Here is a 17,122-nt window from a genome sequence, read left to right as displayed (position 1 = left end):
TGCGCTCCACCTCACCGCATTCGGGCGTCGAGGTTCGGCCTTAGTCCTTCAACGCATCGGTGGCGGATGTCGCCTCGGCGGCACGGCGCGCCTGCAATTTGGCATAGCCGTCGGCGATGATCCGCCACGCGCGGTCGCAGCGGCGCTGGTCGGAGCGTAGCTTGCTGCTGCACACCGCTTCGAGCCTCTGGATCAGCCACTTGCGCTCATCCTCGCGCGTACGCGGGTAGATGTTGACGAACTTGGAAAAGGCGTTGGCGCCGAAGGCGGCGGCCGAGTTCACATCGCTGGCGGAGGCGGCGGTCGCGCTGGTGGCCAAGGTCAGAGCGATCAGGCTGGTGGTCAAACGTTGCATCATCGACTCCCAAATCGTTGCAGGGCGGTGATAACATGGAAGTCATTGGAAACGAAGCCCGATCCGCGCGGAGCAAAACCCCGCGCGGATCGAAGGCATTTAGAATTTGAAGCCCGCTTCGATGCCATAGATGCGGGGTTCGTTGACGTAGCTGGTCAGATTGTTGAAATCGATGCCGCCGGTCGGCGATTCATCGTTGGTGACGTTGCGCACGAAACCGGCGATGTCGAAGCGGTCGGTCTTGTAGCCGACGCGCACGCCGCCCTCGAGCAGCTTGTCGTCCGAAAATTCGACCGAGCGATAGAGGAAGAACTGGACCTTCGAGCGGTAATACCAGTCGGTGAAGGCATAGATGGCGCCGTCGCCGACGGGGATTTCATAACCCGCGGTCCAGTTGAGCGTCCACTTCGGCGACTGCGGCAGCTGGTTGCCGTCGATCGAGAAGATGCCGGGGCTGCCCGGGCGCGCCGGATCGAGCACGGTGCACGGCGTCGCCGAGCCGCAGCCCGCGACGAAGGCGTTGGCATCGTCGATCTTGGCGATGTTCCACGCGCCGCCGATCGAGAAGGTCAGGCCCTTGGCGGGCGCCGCCTGCAGTTCGGCCTCGATCCCATGGCCCTTGGCGTCGACGTTGAGCAGGCTCGCGACGTTCGACGTGCCGCCCACCGCGGTCAGCTGAAGATCCTTGGTGTCGAAATAATAGCCGGTCAGGTTGAAGCGGACGCGGTTGTCGAGGAAGTTGGTCTTGATGCCGGCTTCGTACGACATCGTCTCTTCCTGATCGGCGGTCGAGATGACGCGCGAGAAGGTCAGGCGGCCCTGCACCGACGGCGCGCGATAGCCGCGCGCGACGCGGGCGTAGAGGGTGACGTCGTCCGATGCTTCATAGGTCGCGCTGGCGTCCCACGTCAGCAGCTTGCCCTTGACCTTTGCCGCCTGCGGCGGGACCGGCGTGTTCGGATTGACGACGAAGGGCGGGCGCGTTTCGACCGGACGCGACGCGACGAAATCGCGCGTGTCATGGTTGTAGCGCGCGCCGGCCTGCAGCTTGAAGCCATTGTCGAACTCGTAATTGACCGAGCCGAAGAGGCCGTAAGCTTCGCTGTCCTGACGCTGGATCGCGATCGCCGAGGGGGTCGCGTCGGTCGGGCCGCCGAACTCGAAGCTCGAAATGTCGAGCTTTTCGTCGAAATAGAAGGCGCCGAACTGGTAACCGAGCCCGCCGCTGTTGTTCGACGCGATGCGAATTTCCTGCGTGAACTGGTCGAGGCTGGGGACATTGTCCTGGCTCTGCGCCTGGAACGGGATCAACCCCGGGCCCGACACGGGCAGGAACGCCGCGCCGAAACCGCCGTCGATGTCGCCGCGGCTGCGGAAATTGCCGTTCCAGTAGGAGGTGATCGAATAAGCGGTCACCGGCCCGAAATCATATTCGAGGTTCAGCCCGGCGTTATAGGTGTTGAGCTTCTGGAAATTGAGCCCGTCCTGATACACCTCGTCGCGCTTGAATTCGGTGCCCGCGCCGCCGAGGCCGACGAGCTTGTTGCTGCCCGGAAGCTGCGTGTTGGCGCGGAAGATGATCGCCGAGCCGTCATAGATGCGGACCTGTCCGGTGACGCGGCCGGTGAAGGGGCCGTTTTCATATTGGAGCTGGAGGCGCGCGGCGATGTCGTCATAGCCGCCGAGGTCCTTGCTCTTGGTCGTCGCGATATTGTCGACCCAATTGTCGCGGTGCTGGTACAAGGTGGACAGGCGGACCGAGAAGCCGTTGTCGTCGGCGGCGCCCGCCGCGACCTCGACCTGCGTCGTGCCATAGCGGCCATAGCTGGCGCGCGCATAGCCGCCGGTCTTGCCGGGCTTGACGGTGTCGAACTTGACGATGCCCGCGGGGGTGTTGCGGCCGAACAGCGTGCCCTGCGGTCCGCGCAGCACTTCGACGCGGTCGAGGTCGAAGATCGGGAAGCCCTTGAGGATCGGATTTTCGAGCACGACGTCGTCATAGACGAGGCTGACCGGCTGCGATGCGTTGAGGTCGAAATCGGTGTTGCCGAGGCCGCGGATGTAGAAGCGCGGGAAGGTGCGGCCGAACGAGCTTTCGATGTTCAGGCTGGGAACGCGGCCCGCGAGCACGCGGACGTCCGAACCGGTCGAGGTGATCGCGTCGAGCGTATTGCCCGACAGCACCGAGACGGCCACCGGCACGTCCTGAAGGCTTTCCTCGCGGCGCTGCGCGGTGACGACGATGTCGCCGAGGCCGCTGTCTTCGGCAACGGGGGCGGCATCCTGCGCGACGGCGGGGGCGGCCCAGGCCGAAGTGGCGAGAGCGATGCTTATAGCAATAGTGGAAGGAAAGTGGCGCATGGCGAGCTTCCTGAAACAGAGTTGATGATGGGAGAGTGGAAAAACCAAAGGCTCTTTGGCTTTCCGCACGCGCGCAATCAATCGCGGAAGCGTGCGCCGCTGACTTTCATGTCAGCAGTGTTGCGCAATTGCTGCACTTTTTCTGTCGTGTCGGGGAGCTTCAATCGCCTGCGGTCGCCGCCATCGATCATCGTCATCCCGGACTTGATCCGGGATCCATGACTTCAGCGCTGCCGTGGATCCCGGATCAAGTCCGGGATGACGAGGGGAAAGACGTCCAACCCATGCGGCGGTGAGTTTTAGAAGCTCAGTTCGTCGTAGATTTTCGAAAGATCTCCGCCCCACGGGCCCTCGTAGCGGTCGAGCAGGTCGTGCGCGGGGGATTTGCCGTTCTTGGCGATGCGGCGGAGGGGTTCGAGGAAGCCGACTTCATTGTCGCCCATCGAATTGACCTCGCCGCGTGCGGCGAGCCCCGCGGCGGCGATGTCGAGGACGCGGTGCGCGAGTTCGCCGACGGTGCCGCCGCCGGGGGCGGGCGCGCAAAGGCCGTCGCGCGGGACGGCGTCGCGCAGCGTCTGCTGCTCCTCGATGCTCCAGCCCTTGACGAGATCCCAGGCGGCGTCGAGCGCGCCCTGGTCGTAGAGCAGGCCGACCCACAAGGCGGGAAGCGCGCAGATGCGGTTCCACGGGCCGCCGTCGGCGCCGCGCATTTCGAGGAAGCTCTTGAGCCGCACTTCGGGGAAGGCGGTCGAGAGATGATCGTTCCAGTCGGAGAGGCGCGGCTTTTCGCCGGGCAAGGCGGGCAGCTCGCCCTTCAGGAAGTCGCGGAAGCTCTGTCCCGCGGCGTCGATATATTTGCCGTCGCGGAAGACGAAATACATCGGCACGTCGAGCATATAGTCGACATAACGCTCATATCCGAAGCCATCTTCGAACACGAAGGGCAGCATGCCGGTGCGCGCGGGATCGGTGTCGGTCCAGATATGGCTGCGGTACGACATGAAGCCATTGGGTTTGCCCTCGGTAAAGGGCGAACTGGCGAAAAGCGCGGTCGCGAGCGGTTGCAGCGCCAGCGACACGCGGAACTTCTGCACCATGTCGGCCTCGCTTTGATAATCGAGGTTGGTCTGGACGGTGCAGGTGCGCAGCATCATGTCGAGCCCCATGCTGCCGACGCGCGGCATATGGTCGAGCATGATCTTGTAGCGCCCCTTGGGCATGATCGGCAGCTCCGCGCGCGTCTTGTCGGGCCACATGCCGAGCCCGAGGAAGCCGAGGCCGAGTTCGGCGCCGACCTCTTTCACCTGTTTCAGGTGGCGGCCGGTTTCGGCGCAGGTCTGGTGCAGGTTCTCGAGCGGCGCGCCCGAGAGTTCGAGTTGGCCTGCGGGTTCGAGGCTGACGGTGCCATCGCTGCCCGCGAGCGCGATCACCTTTCCGCCCTCGATCACCGGTTCCCAGCCGAAGCGCGTCAGCGCCATCAACAGGTCGTGGATGCCGCCGGGTTCGTCATAGCTGGGCGCGCGATGGTCGGCGGTGCGATAAACGAATTTTTCGTGCTCGGTGCCGATGCGCCAGCGGTCCTTGGGCTTTTCGCCCTTGATCATGGGGACCGCGAGCTGGTCGCGGCTTTCGACGATGGGATCGTTGCTGTCCGAGGCGGTGCGCGTGCTCATATCGCGCCATTATACGGTTCGGTACAGAATGCAATCGGCTGTTGGCGCCCGCTATTTCACCGCGGCGCGAAGGTGCGTCGTGAAGCGCGATCCGGGCGCCATGCCGATCAATTGATCGTCACGTCGAAGGCGATGGCCAAGGCGTTGCCGGGTGCGAGTGTCGGCGTGGTCGCGGCGACAATATTGCCGGCGATCGATGCCCCGAACGGATCGCTTTCGTCGGCGCCGCTCGCATTGTCGTCCTCGACCGCCGTCGCGCCCGCGCAGCTCGTGCCGCTGCGCAGCGAACCGGGAGCGAAGGTCGTGCTTGCGGGCAGCGGATCGGCGATGTTGATGCCCGTCGCGGTGCCGCTGCCATTGTTGGTGACAAGGATGCAATAGCGCATCGTTGCGCCGGGGATCGCCTTTGGATCTGTCGTTCCGTTGGTGGGGTCGCTGACGACGCTGCTGGTCTTGGCGATCGTCAGGTTCGCGGTCGGGCGGCAGAAAATGATGTCGTGGATCGCGATCGCCTGTTGCCCCGGATCGGTGGGCGCCAGGCCGTGGTTACCGTAGCTTATGACGATAGTATCGACCGGCGCAGCAAAGGTCACGACGACGTTGCCGTTCGCGCTGGCGTCGGCCGAGGTGCCGTCGCCATAGGCGCTGTTGCCGATGACATAATTGCTGACGCCGTTGGTCAGCGTCGGCGTGACCGGCGATCCGTTGAAACTTCCCGTCACGGTCACCCGGTCGGCGAACTGGCCCCCGGCATAGTCAATGTCGAACAGGCGAAACTGCGCGCCGGGAACCGCGGTCGGCAGCGTCATCGTCGTGGTGACGACGCCCGCCTGGCTGGACATGTCGACGATCTCGAAGATCGAAAATTGCGCGGGCGAGAAACCGCCGGTGACGACATTCTGGCGCGTCGGCGACTGCCCGCCATAGGTCGCATTGTTCAGGAACGCGCCGCCGCTGATGCCGATATTGAAATTCATCGTGCCGATCGCGGTCAAGGCATAGCTGCCGCTCGTCGTTCCCGCCGCCCAGGTGACGCCGTCCCAGTCGTGCATCGTCGTGCCGACGGGGCAGACGAGCGTCGGCGGTGTTCCTGCGGTGCGCGTGCCTGAAACGGTGAAGCTCGCCGAATCATAGTCATCCTCGCCCGCGGCGCCGTTGCCCGGCGTCGAATCGGCGTCGAACGCCGACGACGCGCTGACCTCGGCGATATTGGTCACGCTCGCCCCCGCAGTGGCGGTGACGGTGCCGGTGATCGTCAGCGTCCGCGTCGTCCCGGGCGGGATGCTGCCGACCGTCCATACGCCGGTCGTGCTGTTGTAGCTGCCGAAACCCGACGCGCCGGTAAAGGCGAAGCCCGCGGGTAGCGTGTCCTGCACCGTCACCCCGGTCGCGGTCAGCGCCGAGCCGCTCGCGTTGGTCACGCTCAATATATAGTTGATGCTGGCGCCCGACGCGGGCGATGCGTTGCTTACCGACTTGGTCAGCGACAGGTCGGCGGACGGCGCGATCGGCACCGTCGTGAGCGTCAGGTCGGTGCGGGTAAAATTGCCGCTGTCGCCATTGAGCGAGTCGCAGATCGTGAGCTGCCAGGTCCCGGCCGAGCCCTGTCCGTTGAAGCTCGCGAGCGATCCCTCTGGACGGAAGCTGCGCTGATAGGGCGGCGCAGCGGCCGTGTTGTCGTTGCTCGTATGGGTCGAGATGTTCGCCGCCGCGCTGTCGTCGAACAGGACGTTCAGATTGTCGGCCGAGGTGCCGACGTTGGTGATCAGATTGACCACCGTGCCGGATGGCGAAACCAGTGTCGCGCGGACGTCGCCGCGATAGCTGTGCGTGAACTGGACCCCGATATTCACATCGGTGACCTGCGCATTGGCGGCGACGGAGAAATTTCGCACCATCGGACTGGCGCACGCGGTCGCGGTTTCGCTGATCGTGCCGGTCGTCGTGTTGCTGTAGCTGGTGGTCGTCTGTGCGGCGGCGGGATTGCTGGCAAGCGTCACCGCCAGCCAAACGAGCATGAGACATACTCGCACAGACTGCAAACACTGGCCCCCACGCCAGCGGTATCGGCTCTGGTCCCGCCGTTGCATGGCGCCGCTATGGGGCGCGCATAGCTAATATCGGGTTAAAATCGGCAACTCGGCCGCATTTCTGTGCGGCAACGGGACAAAAGCGGGAATTCACGCACCCGCCGACCAATCGCCATTTTGCGCCATCCAGATGCCGACGGCGGCGATCGCCGCGGTTTCGGCGCGCAGGATGCGGGGGCCGAGCGCGATGCGGCGGACAGCGGGATGGCCGGTCAGAAGCTCGCGCTCGCGCGCCGTAAAGCCGCCTTCGGGACCAGTGAGGATCGCCGCCGGCGCCGGGGCGTCGACGCTGGCGAGCGGCGCACCGCCGGCCTCGTCGGCGAACAGCAGCGCGCGCCCGGTCGGCCAGTCCTTCAAGAGCTGGGGCAGTTTGACGGGCTCTGCCAGCGTCGGAAGCGCGGTGCGCCCGCATTGCTCGCACGCCTCCACGATCTGCGCCTCGAGCCGCTCGCGCTTGACGCGTTCGACGATCGTGCGTTCGGTGATGACCGGCTGCAGGCGGCCGACGCCAAGCTCGGTCGCCTTTTCGATGATCCAGTCGAGCCGCGCCTTCTTGACCGGCGCGAAGCACAACCAGAGGTCGGGCACTTGCTCGATGTCGCTGACCTGCCGCTCGATGCGCAGCGTCAGCGAGCGTTTCGCGGCATCGGCGACGACCGCGAGCCATTCGCCGCTGATATTGTCGAACAGCAGGATCGGGTCGCCCGCCTTCATCCGCATCACGTTGAGCAGATAATGCGCGGCGGGGCCGTCGATCATGGGGGCGGCATCGGGCCCCAGCGGCAGATCGACGAACAGGCGGGGTGTGCTGGCGGGCGGCCAGGCGGGAGTCGCGGGCATGGGAGGCCGATAACAGAAGGCGATATTTTGTGCATCCTTTGCCGTGAGGCGATGAACCTTGTCCCGGTCCGGGTCAGAACCGCCGATCCGGACCGGTCCCCCGCGCCGCGATTAGCATTTTGGTAAGCAGTCCTCCCCTAGGTGCGAGAATACCAGCGGCCCATCTAGTGGGGGGCGTCGCGGGGCGAAGAGGGGTTAGGCCATGCGAGGGACCGTATTCAGCCGGCTGCGGCTCGGCGTCACAAAGCTTTTGCGCGACCGGCGCGGCAATGCTTTCATGCTGACCGCGGCGGCGATCGTGCCCGTGATCGGGATCGTCGGTTCGGCGGTCGACATCGGCCGCGCCTATATGACGCAGCTGCGCCTGCAGCAGGCGTGCGACGCCGGCGTCCTCGCCGGGCGCCGCGCGATGGGGGCCGGCGCTTATGGCGCCGACGAGGAAGCCGAAGCGAACAAGATGTTCAACTTCAACTTCCCGACCGGGCGCTATGGCGCCACGGCTATCAGCTTCGAATCGGAGGCGGACGGCACGGCCGACGTCGCTGGCACCGCGAGTGCGACCCTCCCCACCGCGCTCATGTATATTTTCGGCAAGAGCCAGTTCGACCTGTCTGCCGAGTGCACGGCAAGGCTCGAAATCTCCAACATCGATGTGATGCTCGTGCTCGACGTGACCGGATCGATGGAGTGGACGAACGAAGGCGATACGGCGAACAAGATAACCGGGCTGAAAGCGGCGGCGAAGTCCTTCTTCGCCACCCTGACCAGCGCGGACATCGGCGACGGCCAGCTCCGTTTCGGCGTCGTACCCTATAGCACCACGGTCAATGTCGGAAAAATCCTCGCCGACGAAAATGCCGCGTGGCTGTCGCAAGACGTCACGATTCCCTCGCGATTCTCGACGTCGGTCCAGGAAGAAGAATGCGGATGGGAGGGGTCGGGAAGGAACCGGAAATGGGTCTGCCGGATGGTGACGAAGAACGTCTATCATTATGAGGATCGGACTTTCCCTGTCGGATCGCCCACGATCGGCTCCGATGGCACCATATTGAGGTTCGCCACGGGCAGCAACGGAGGCAATGTGTCGACCCGTTGGCGCGGCTGCATCATGGAGCGGGCGACCACGCCTTTCGGCCCCGACGAGACGGCGCCGCCCGAGGCCTTCGACATGGATATCGACATGGTGCCCACGACCGCAGTCGAGACCCAATGGCAATTGTTCCTTCCCGCCTTCGTTCACGATCGCCGGCAAGTCGCGCCGTTGGTGACATCGACGAACTATTCGAGTGCCAGCGGTGCCGCCTGTCCCAATCCGGCGATGAAATTGACGGTGATGACGAGCGCGGACCAGGCGACTTTCGACGAATATATCGATGGCCTGCTTACGGGCGGCGGCACCTATCACGACGTCGGTATGGCGTGGGGGGCGCGGCTGATTTCGCCGACCGGGCTGTTCGCCGACGAAAATGACGCCACCGACGAGGGCGAGCCGATCGACCGGCACATCCTCTTCATGACCGACGGCCTTATCGATACGTCGGTCACCCAGTTCACGCACCAGGGTGTGGAACGGTCGATGGGACGGGTCGGTTCGACCAGCAAGGCGGATTCGGATGCGCGGCACACCAACCGGTTCCTGCAGCTTTGCCGGGCCGCGCGCGAGCGGAATATCACCATCTGGGTGGTGTCCTTCGGCCTCACCGAGGAGGAGGAGGAGAGCGAGTCGAATCGGAATCTCGGCCGATGCGCCTCGTCGGGTCAGGCGCTTGCCTCGAGCAATACGGTGGAACTGGACAGGAATTTCCAGTCGATCGCGCGGCAGATGTCGAAGCTGAGGTTGGCGCAGTGACGCGCCGCGCCGCCTTGCTTCGCCGCCTGCGCCGGAACGAGCGCGGAGCGGCGCTGGTCGAATTCGCGCTGACCGCACCGGTCTTCCTTCTCGTCCTGTTGGGGATATTCGACTTTTGCTGGCAAATGTACGCCCAGCAGGTGCTGCAGGGCGCGGTGAGCGAGGCCGGTCGCGACTCGACGCTACAGGCCTATGCGCTCGATCAGTCCGCGCTCGACGATCGTATCGAGACACAGGTTCTGAACGTGTTCCAGAGTGCGACGATGTCCTTCACCCGCAAGGCATATGACCGTTTCGATCAGGTTGGCGTCGAGGAAAATTATACCGACGAAAACGCCAGCGGCACTTATGACGTCGGCGAATGTTATGACGATTTCAACAACAATGGCCGATGGGACGCCGACCGCGGCATCGAGGGCAACGGCGGCGCCGAGGACGTGATCCTCTATACGGTGTCGATGACGTTCGACCGCGTCCTGCCGGTATGGAAAATGCTGGGCCAGCCGCAATCAACGACGCTTTCCTATTCCACGGTTCTGCGCAATCAACCGTTCGCCACCGGCTCCGATGCTCCGCCGGACGAGTGCCTGTGATGGCCCGCCTCCCCATCGTCCGCCGTACGCGGATTGCCATCCGCCGGCTCGCGCGCAACGCCCGGGGCGCGGTCATCATCGAAATGGCCTTTGCCATCCCGCTGCTGGCGCTGATCGGCTTCGGCGGCCTCGAAATTGCGAATCTGACGCTCGTCAACACGCGCATCAGCCAGATCGGGCTGAGCGTTGCCGACAATGCCTCACGCATCGCGGCGGGAAGCAACCTGGCGCTGCCGCAAGTCCGCGAAGTCGATATCAACGACGTGTTCGCAGGCATCGAGAAGCAGGCGGGGGGGCTGGACTTCAAGAAAAATGGCCGCCTCATCCTCTCCAGCCTCGAACGCAACACCGATGACGGTCAGTGGATACACTGGCAGCGCTGCTATGGCGATCTGGACATCGATTCGGAATTTGGTCCGGAAGGGGAGGGCGCGGAAGGCGACGATTTCGCAGGCATGGGGCCGGAAGGCGAGGAAGTCACGGCCGCGCCGGGGACCGCCGTGATGTTCGTCGAGGTTACCTATAATTATCAGCCCCTGCTCTATGGCAAATGGCTGGGTGCCCGGACGATCAAGTCGACAGCCGCGTTCAACATCCGCGAGGCGCGCGATCTCACCGGCGGGGTGTTCGAGCCCGGCGTGGCATCGACCTGTAGCTGATCGCGACGGGCTTCGTTCAATCAGCCATTTATCGCGCGCGCCGCGGCTGCTACATCGCCGCTGCCGATGACTGCCACCCATCCTCCCGATAGCCAGCTTCGCGGTTTCGTCGCCCTGCTGCCCTCCGCGGCGCGGCCCTATGCGCTGCTCGCGCGGTTCGACCGCCCGATCGGCTGGTGGCTGCTCTATTGGCCCTGTGCCTGGGCGCTTGCGCTCGGCGGGGGGGCGGTGAGCCACTGGCCCTTGTTCCTGTGGATGCTGATCGGGGCGATCGCGATGCGCGGGGCGGGCTGTGTCTATAATGATATCGTCGACCGCGACCTCGACGCAAAGGTCGCGCGGACGGCGTCGCGCCCCGTTGCGAGCGGTGCGGTGTCGGTGCGCAATGCGTTGCTGTGGACTTTGCTGCTCTCGCTCGTCGGGCTGCTAGTGCTGCTCCAGCTGCCGCGCCCGGCGCAGATCGTCGCGCTCGGCAGCCTGATCCTCGTCGCGGGCTATCCCTTCATGAAACGCATCACCTGGTGGCCGCAGGCGTGGCTGGGGCTGGTGTTCAGCTGGGGCGCGCTCGTCGCGTGGGTTGCGGTCGGCGGGGCGGAAGGGCCCGCGCTGCCCTTGCTCTATGCCGGCTGTATCGCGTGGGTGATCGGCTATGACACCATCTATGCGCTGCAGGATATCGAGGACGATATGCTGATCGGCGTGAAGTCGAGCGCGCGCGCGATGGGGCGTCATGTGAAGGGCGGGGTCGCGCTGTGCTACGCGCTCGCGCTCGCCGGCTGGGGCGGCGCGCTATGGGCGGTACGCCCCGATCCGCTGGTGCTGATCGCGCTGCTGCCCGCGGCGGTGCATCTGACGGGGCAGGTGGTCACGCTCGACCCCGCGAACGGCGAGGATGCGCTGGCGAAATTCCGCAGCAACCGGTTCGCGGGGCTGCTGGTGTTCGCGGCGATGCTGGTGGTGGGAATGGCGCCCTAGCTATTCGGCCGCGAGCAGTTCCTCGGCGCCGCCGAGGTCGACCGACACGAGGCGCGATACCCCGCGCTCGATCATCGTCACCCCGAACAGGCGGTGCATGCGCGCCATCGTCACCGCATTGTGCGTGACGATCAGGTAGCGCGTGTTCGTTTCGCGCGCCATGCGGTCGAGCAGGTCGCAGAAACGCTCGATATTGGCATCGTCCAAGGGCGCGTCGACTTCGTCGAGGACGCAGATCGGCGCGGGGTTGGTCAGGAAGAGGCCGAAGATCAGCGCCACGGCGGTCAGCGCCTGTTCGCCGCCCGAGAGCAAGGTGAGCGTGCCGAGGCGCTTGCCCGGCGGCTGCGCCATGATTTCGAGCCCGGCCTCGAGCGGATCGTCCGAATCGACGAGCTCAAGATGCGCCTGCCCGCCGTTGAACAGCGTCGTGAACAGCCGCTGGAAATGCTGGTTCACCGCCTCGAACGCCGCGAGCAGCCGCACCCGGCCCTCGCGATTAAGATTGCCGATCGAGCCGCGCAGGCGATGGACGGCTTGCGTCAGCTCCTCGATCTCGGCGGCGTTCTTCTCGCGCTCGGTGTCGAGTTCGGCGAGTTCGTCGGCGGCGACGAGGTTCACCGGGCCGAGCCGCTCGCGGTCGGCAACCAGCCGGTCGTGCTGCGCCGATTCGGCATTGGCATCGCCGACGCTGCCCGATTCGAACCCGGCCTTTTGCGGCAGCAGCGGCGGCGGACATTCGAAACGTTCGCCCGACAGCCGGCCCATTTCGATGCGGCGCAGCTCGGCATTTTCGGAGCGCGCGATCGCCCCGGCGCGCGTTTCGCGCGCGGCGGCGACGCGCTCGCGGATCGCATTCAGCGCGGTTTCGGCCTCGCGCAGCGCGGCTTCGGCGGCGCGTTCTTGTGCCTCGGCGGCGGCGACCTTTTCGCGCAGCTCGGCCTGCTGTGCCTCGGCGGCGGCGCGCTGCTGCGCGAGCTTGGCGGGGGTGTCGGCGAGTTTCGCTGCTTCGGCCGCCAGCGCGTCGGCGCGTTTGTCCATTTCGGTCACGCGGCGCGCGGCCTCGCCCGCGCGCGCCTTCCAGCTCTTGATCTCGGCGCTGACGACCGCTTGCCGTTCGCTCAGGCTGGCAAGCGTGCGTTCGTGCGCCGCCAGCGCATCGCGCGCGGCATTGGCGTCGGCGCGCGCGCGTTCTGCGGTCTGCTCCTCGGCTTCGAGCGCTGCGCGCGCGATGCTGTCGTCGGGCAGCGCGGCGAGCGCGGCTTCCTGCACCGCGAGCGCCTCGGCGGCGTCCTTCGCGGCGTCGGCGATCTCGGCGAGGCGGCGGTCGAACAGCGCCGCGGCGTCGCGGTGGCGGTCGATCGCGGCCTGCGCCTGATCGGCGGCGCGCAGCGCGCTACGCCGCGTTTCGTCGGCCTGCGCGAGCGCCTTGCGCGCGGCTGCCGCGGCGGCGGTCAGGTCGGACGCCTTCGCGGCAGCGGCATCGCGCCGGTCGCGCAGATCCTGCACGCCGAGTTCGACCTGCGGGCGCTGCGCGGCGAGTTCGTCGAGGCGGTTCTGGCGTTGCAGCCGCTCGGTCGCGGTGGCGCCGTCGCCGCGGGTGACGAAGCCGTCCCAGCGGCGCATCACGCCATCGACGGTGACGAGGCGTTGGCCGACCGCGAGCGGCTGGCCGCTATCGGTCGTGGCCACGGCGACCTGCGCGAGACGGCGCGAAAGCGCGGCGGGCGCCTGGACGAATTCGGCGAGCGGCTTGGTGCCGGGGGGCAGCGCGGGATCGCTTTTCGCGGCATCGGCGCCGCCCCAGCTGCGCGCCGCATCCTTGTCGGTCCCGGCGTCGAGATCGTCGCCGAGCGCGGCGGCGAGCGCGGCTTCATAGCCCGGCGCGACGCGGAGCTGGTCGAGAATGCGGTCGGCGTCGCTGCGCGCTGCCGCGAGCGCGCGTTCGAGCGTCGATGCCTCGCCTTCGAGCGCGGCGAGCGCGGCGCGCGCTTCGGCGAGCCCCGCCTCGATGCCTGCAAGGTCGGCCGCCGTCGCTTCGCGATCGGCTTCGGCTTCGTGCAGCGCGTTTTCGGCGGTGGCGATCGCGGCTTCGGCGGCGTTGGCAGCTTTCACGCTGTCGGCATGCGTCGCCGCGAGCGCGGCGCTGTCGCCGAGCGCGGCAACCTCGGCATCGACGCGCGCCTTGTCATTGGCAACGCGGCGCACGGTGGCTTCGGCGCTGTCGCGGGCCGACACCGCGATGCGGCGGTCGGCGGCCTCGCTCGCCGCCTTGGCGCGCGCCTGCGCCAGCGCGACCTCGGCGTCACGGAGGCGCGCCTGTGCCGCGAGGCTGGCGTCGGCGAGCGCGGCCTTGCCGGCGTCGTGCCCGGCAATCTCCTGCGCCAGCGTTTTGGTTTCGGCGTCGAGCGCGGTCAGCGCGCCATGCGCTTCGCGCGCGAGTTCGCCTTCGTGCGCGCGGTCGTCGGCGATACGCCGCTGTTGCGTCGCCAGATCCTCAAGCCGCTGGAGCGCCGCGCGCTCCTCGCCCTGCAAGCGCACCTGCGTCGCGGTCGCCTCGGCGAGCGCGTCGCGTTGTGTCTGTGCGTCGCTGCGCGCCGCGGCGACATGCGTTGCGACCTCGGCTTGCGCCTTCGATATGGTTTCGAGTTCGTCCTGCGCGGTTTTCACCGCCGCCTCGGCCGCGTCGGCATCGCGCCGCGCCTGGTCGGCGGCGGCGGCGGCGTCGCGCCAGCGTGCGTAGATCAGCCGTCCTTCGGCAATGCGGATGTCGTCGGAGAGTTTCTTGTATTTTTCCGCCGCGCGCGCCTGCCGGCGCAGCGCATTGGCGCGCACTTCCATGTCAGCGACGATCTCGGAGAGGCGCGTGAGGTTGGTTTCGGTCGCGCGCAGTTTCTGCTCGGCATCCTTGCGGCGGACGTGCAGCCCCGCGATGCCCGCGGCTTCCTCGAGCATCGCGCGGCGATCGGTCGGCTTGGCGGCGATGACATTGGCGATCTTGCCCTGGCTGACGAGCGCGGGGCTGTGCGCGCCGGTCGCGGCGTCGGCAAAGATCAGCGCGACGTCCTTCGCGCGCACGTCGCGGCCGTTGGCACGATAGGCGCTGCCCGCGCCGCGTTCGATCCGCCGGATGACCTCCAGATCGTCGCCGTCGCTCGAATCGGACAGACCCGCGACGAGTGTCCCTTCGGTATCGCAATGAAGCGCCACCTCGGCAAAATCGCGCGCCGGGCGCGTCGAGGTGCCGGCGAAGATCACATCCTCCATCCCGCCGCCGCGCATCGACTTGGGGCTGGATTCGCCCATCACCCAGCGGATCGCTTCGAGCAGGTTCGATTTGCCGCAGCCATTGGGGCCGACGACGCCGGTCAGTCCGGGTTCGATACGGAGTTCAGTGGGTTCGACGAAGCTTTTGAAACCGGTGAGGCGCAGCCGCTTTATCTGCACGGGGCGGCCCCGTGCAGGTCATCGAATCGGAGCTGGTGCAACCTTGGTGTCACATATCCCCCTGCAGGCCGTCATGCCGCGCGGCGGGGGGAGTCGCAAGGGGTTCGCTTCCCTTATCCGTCACCCCGGACTTGATCCGGGGCCTGCCTTCTTGAAGAAAAAAGGCGGGTGCCGGGTCAAGCCCGGCATGACGAAAGAGGAATCAGCGTGCGCCCATCGTGCGCAGGCGGTCGCGCAGCGGAGCCCACGATGCGACGCCTTCGGCGACCTGGCCGTTGATGACAAAGGTCGGCGTGCCGGTGATCTGATATTTCTCGACGCCGGCGTTGGTGCCCTTTTCGATCGCCTCGACATTTTCGACCTTGGCGAGACACTGCTGGATCGTCGCGGCGGGAACCCCGCGCTGCTGATAGAATTGATCGATGCCCCAGCCCTTGGCGAGCGCGGTAAAGCGCTGTGCGGGGGGCAGCTTCATCGCTTCCTCGATCCCCGGCTGCGGTTTCGACGGGCCCGCTATGAACGCCTCATGCTCGAGGAAGGTCGCGTCGGCGAGCGGGAAGAAGCGGTCGGGGCCGGTGCATTTGACGATCGCGCCCGCGATCGCGTCGACGGGGTGGAGCATGAACGGCGTCAGCTTGTACGATACGCGGCCGGTGTCGACGAAGTCACGCTTCAGCTCTTCGTGCGAATCCTTGGTGAACTGCGCGCAATGGCCGCAGGTGAAGGCGCCAAATTCCTCGAGTTTGATCGGTGCATCGGGGTTGCCCATCACGACGCCGTCGCCGTCGACGCGCACGACCTGCGACCAGGTCTTGCCGGCCGGCGGCGCGACCTTGGCGACCACGGACTGTTCCTTGGAGGGGTCGGTCGCGCCGTCGCCGCAACCGGCGAGGGCGAGCGCGCCGAGCGAAGACAGAAGGGCGATACGAAGCGATGCGGTCATATACTTACTTTCTCCACAGAACGGGAATGCGGCGCTTTTAGGCGGCCTTGATCGCGAGGTCGAGTTTCGATTTGAGTGCGGGCCATGCGGTGACCCCGGCATTGCGGCCATTGACGAAGAAGCTCGGCGTGCCCTCGACGCGGTCCGCGTTGAGGCCGATGTTCGTCATGCCGGTGAGTTCGGCCTGCGCGACCTCGCTGTCGAGCGCGGCGTCGATCTGCGCCTGTGTGTAGCCCCGCGCGCGCATCAGCGCGGTGAGTCCCGTGCCAGCGGCGATCTTGCGCGCGCGCTCGCCGGTGGTGCCTTCGAACCAGCTCTTCTTCTGCGCCTCGGTCGCCTTCTGGATGCTGGCGATCAACGCGGGGAAATTGTTGAAGATCGCCTGATGGTTGCCCGCGAACGCCTTGGACCCGCCGCAGCGCGCGAGCAGCGCCGCGGTCATGTCGGCGGGGTCGCGCACCAGGTTGCGATATTCGAAGAGGACGAGCCCGCGATCGACATAGCCGGTCTTCAGCGGCAGCGCGCTCGCCTTCGCGAAATCAGCGCAGACATGGCAGGTGTAGCTGAAATATTCGACGACCCGCACCTTCGCGGCGGGATTGCCGACGAGGAAGGCGCCGATCGGTGTGGTGGTGACGGTCTGCGACCAGAGTGTGGGTTTCGCGGGCGTCGCGGCGATCAGGCCGAGTGCGGCGCCCGAAAGTGCCAGCACCGCCGCACGGCGATCGAGAAGCGGGTCGTCAAAAGCGGACATCCGTCGTTCCTAACTGATACGGGGAAGCTTGGGCGGCGTCGCCAGTCCCGCCGCCATGCGTTCGAGCACGGTGCGCAGTTCCGGGTCGCCGATGTCGCGCAGGCTGTCCCCCAGTTCGGCGGGTACGGGTTTGAGCATTGCCGGCTGCTGAACGGGCGCCGCGGGGGTGACCTGGCCGTGCGTCATGCGGACCTGCGCGACGGCGGCGTAGCCGAAGAAGCGGTTGACCGCGCCGATGATGTCGGGCGCGACATGCTGGAGCATCGGCGCGTGCGCGCCGCTGATCGTCAAATGCAGCGTGCCGCCCGCTTTCTGGCCCGCCGGAAAACGGATCATCGCGGGCTGGGTGACGTCGGCGAGCTTGTCGCCGACGATCTCGCGCCAGCGGCTGACGACCGAGCTTTGCACGAAGCCGAATTTGCGAAAGGCGGCGCGGCCGATTTCGGGCACGAGGTCGGACACCATGCGCGCTTCGCCGCCGCGCGGGCGTTCATAGACGCGCACGGGCGGCTTGGCGGTCTTTGCCTTGCCTTTCGCCTTGGCCTTTTTGGCCGGCGCATCCTCACCTGCGTCTTTCGTCATGCCG

General features: G+C 66.4%; 13 protein-coding genes. 4 read left to right on the top strand and 9 right to left on the bottom strand.

The features are described 5' to 3' along the window. Window positions 1-40: 40 nt before the first annotated feature. From FG91_RS16460 to FG91_RS16440, 5 genes are all read right to left on the bottom strand, one after another. Window positions 41-355: a hypothetical protein gene (locus FG91_RS16460; protein WP_152568147.1), complete on the bottom strand. Its 315-nt coding sequence runs from the start codon at window positions 353-355 to the stop codon at window positions 41-43. Window positions 356-454: 99 nt separating this feature from the next. Then, window positions 455-2,716, bottom strand: coding sequence for a TonB-dependent receptor (locus tag FG91_RS16455; protein WP_037517003.1), 2,262 nt, complete (start codon window positions 2,714-2,716; stop codon window positions 455-457). A 299-nt stretch (window positions 2,717-3,015) separates the two neighbouring features. Beyond that, complete coding sequence (locus FG91_RS16450; RefSeq protein ID WP_037517001.1) at window positions 3,016-4,389, bottom strand: glutamate--cysteine ligase; 1,374 nt, start codon at window positions 4,387-4,389, stop codon at window positions 3,016-3,018. Window positions 4,390-4,496: 107 nt separating this feature from the next. Further along, window positions 4,497-6,407, bottom strand: coding sequence for a proprotein convertase P-domain-containing protein (locus FG91_RS16445; RefSeq protein WP_037516999.1), 1,911 nt, complete (start codon window positions 6,405-6,407; stop codon window positions 4,497-4,499). A gap of 162 nt (window positions 6,408-6,569) precedes the next feature. Continuing rightward, window positions 6,570-7,319: a 16S rRNA (uracil(1498)-N(3))-methyltransferase gene (locus tag FG91_RS16440; RefSeq protein WP_037516997.1), complete on the bottom strand. Its 750-nt coding sequence runs from the start codon at window positions 7,317-7,319 to the stop codon at window positions 6,570-6,572. 202 nt (window positions 7,320-7,521) lie between these two features. Here FG91_RS16440 and FG91_RS16435 point away from each other — a divergent pair, with 202 nt between their 5' ends. The 4 genes from FG91_RS16435 (at window position 7,522) to ubiA (ending at window position 11,395) form a co-directional block, all read left to right on the top strand. Then, window positions 7,522-9,168 (top strand): TadE/TadG family type IV pilus assembly protein, encoded by a 1,647-nt coding sequence (locus FG91_RS16435; protein WP_037516995.1) that lies wholly within the window; start codon window positions 7,522-7,524, stop codon window positions 9,166-9,168. Continuing rightward, complete coding sequence (locus FG91_RS16430; RefSeq protein WP_037516993.1) at window positions 9,165-9,761, top strand: TadE/TadG family type IV pilus assembly protein; 597 nt, start codon at window positions 9,165-9,167, stop codon at window positions 9,759-9,761. The genes FG91_RS16435 and FG91_RS16430 overlap by 4 nt, the downstream gene beginning before the upstream one ends. Beyond that, entirely contained in the window at window positions 9,761-10,420 is a 660-nt protein-coding gene (locus tag FG91_RS16425) for a TadE/TadG family type IV pilus assembly protein (RefSeq protein ID WP_052187770.1), read from the top strand. Before FG91_RS16430 ends, FG91_RS16425 begins: the two co-directional genes overlap by 1 nt. A gap of 66 nt (window positions 10,421-10,486) precedes the next feature. Then, window positions 10,487-11,395 (top strand): 4-hydroxybenzoate octaprenyltransferase, encoded by a 909-nt coding sequence (gene ubiA, locus FG91_RS16420; protein ID WP_037516991.1) that lies wholly within the window; start codon window positions 10,487-10,489, stop codon window positions 11,393-11,395. On the opposite strand, the gene smc is transcribed toward ubiA, so the two are convergent. From smc to FG91_RS16400, 4 genes are all read right to left on the bottom strand, one after another. Next, on the bottom strand, window positions 11,396-14,839 hold the full coding sequence (gene smc, locus FG91_RS16415) for a chromosome segregation protein SMC (protein WP_037516988.1): 3,444 nt from the start codon (window positions 14,837-14,839) through the stop codon (window positions 11,396-11,398). It abuts the gene before it with no gap. Window positions 14,840-15,041: 202 nt separating this feature from the next. Further along, entirely contained in the window at window positions 15,042-15,782 is a 741-nt protein-coding gene (locus tag FG91_RS16410) for a DsbA family protein (RefSeq protein WP_037516986.1), read from the bottom strand. Window positions 15,783-15,819: 37 nt separating this feature from the next. Next, window positions 15,820-16,536, bottom strand: a complete 717-nt coding sequence (locus FG91_RS16405) for a thioredoxin domain-containing protein (protein WP_037516984.1) — start codon at window positions 16,534-16,536, stop codon at window positions 15,820-15,822. Window positions 16,537-16,545: 9 nt separating this feature from the next. Beyond that, complete coding sequence (locus tag FG91_RS16400; RefSeq protein ID WP_037517338.1) at window positions 16,546-17,118, bottom strand: DUF721 domain-containing protein; 573 nt, start codon at window positions 17,116-17,118, stop codon at window positions 16,546-16,548. Window positions 17,119-17,122 lie beyond the last annotated feature (4 nt).

This window comes from Sphingopyxis sp. LC81 (assembly GCF_000756375.1).
In the GTDB taxonomy this organism is placed as follows: domain Bacteria; phylum Pseudomonadota; class Alphaproteobacteria; order Sphingomonadales; family Sphingomonadaceae; genus Sphingopyxis.
The sequence above is the reverse complement of the archived record's forward strand: the minus strand, read 5'-3'. Positions and strand labels throughout refer to the sequence as shown.

Excerpts from the sequence above, each read along its gene's own strand:
- FG91_RS16445 (WP_037516999.1), bottom strand. The coding sequence starts at position 6,407 with ATGCTCGTTTGGCTGGCGGTGACGCTTGCCAGCAATCCCGCCGCCGCA.
- FG91_RS16455 (WP_037517003.1), bottom strand. The coding sequence starts at position 2,716 with ATGCGCCACTTTCCTTCCACTATTGCTATAAGCATCGCTCTCGCCACT.
- FG91_RS16405 (WP_037516984.1), bottom strand. The coding sequence starts at position 16,536 with ATGTCCGCTTTTGACGACCCGCTTCTCGATCGCCGTGCGGCGGTGCTG.
- FG91_RS16440 (WP_037516997.1), bottom strand. The coding sequence starts at position 7,319 with ATGCCCGCGACTCCCGCCTGGCCGCCCGCCAGCACACCCCGCCTGTTC.
- FG91_RS16450 (WP_037517001.1), bottom strand. The coding sequence starts at position 4,389 with ATGAGCACGCGCACCGCCTCGGACAGCAACGATCCCATCGTCGAAAGC.
- ubiA (WP_037516991.1), top strand. The coding sequence starts at position 10,487 with ATGACTGCCACCCATCCTCCCGATAGCCAGCTTCGCGGTTTCGTCGCC.
- FG91_RS16425 (WP_052187770.1), top strand. The coding sequence starts at position 9,761 with ATGGCCCGCCTCCCCATCGTCCGCCGTACGCGGATTGCCATCCGCCGG.
- FG91_RS16435 (WP_037516995.1), top strand. The coding sequence starts at position 7,522 with ATGCGAGGGACCGTATTCAGCCGGCTGCGGCTCGGCGTCACAAAGCTT.
- FG91_RS16410 (WP_037516986.1), bottom strand. The coding sequence starts at position 15,782 with ATGACCGCATCGCTTCGTATCGCCCTTCTGTCTTCGCTCGGCGCGCTC.
- FG91_RS16400 (WP_037517338.1), bottom strand. The coding sequence starts at position 17,118 with ATGACGAAAGACGCAGGTGAGGATGCGCCGGCCAAAAAGGCCAAGGCG.
- FG91_RS16460 (WP_152568147.1), bottom strand. The coding sequence starts at position 355 with ATGCAACGTTTGACCACCAGCCTGATCGCTCTGACCTTGGCCACCAGC.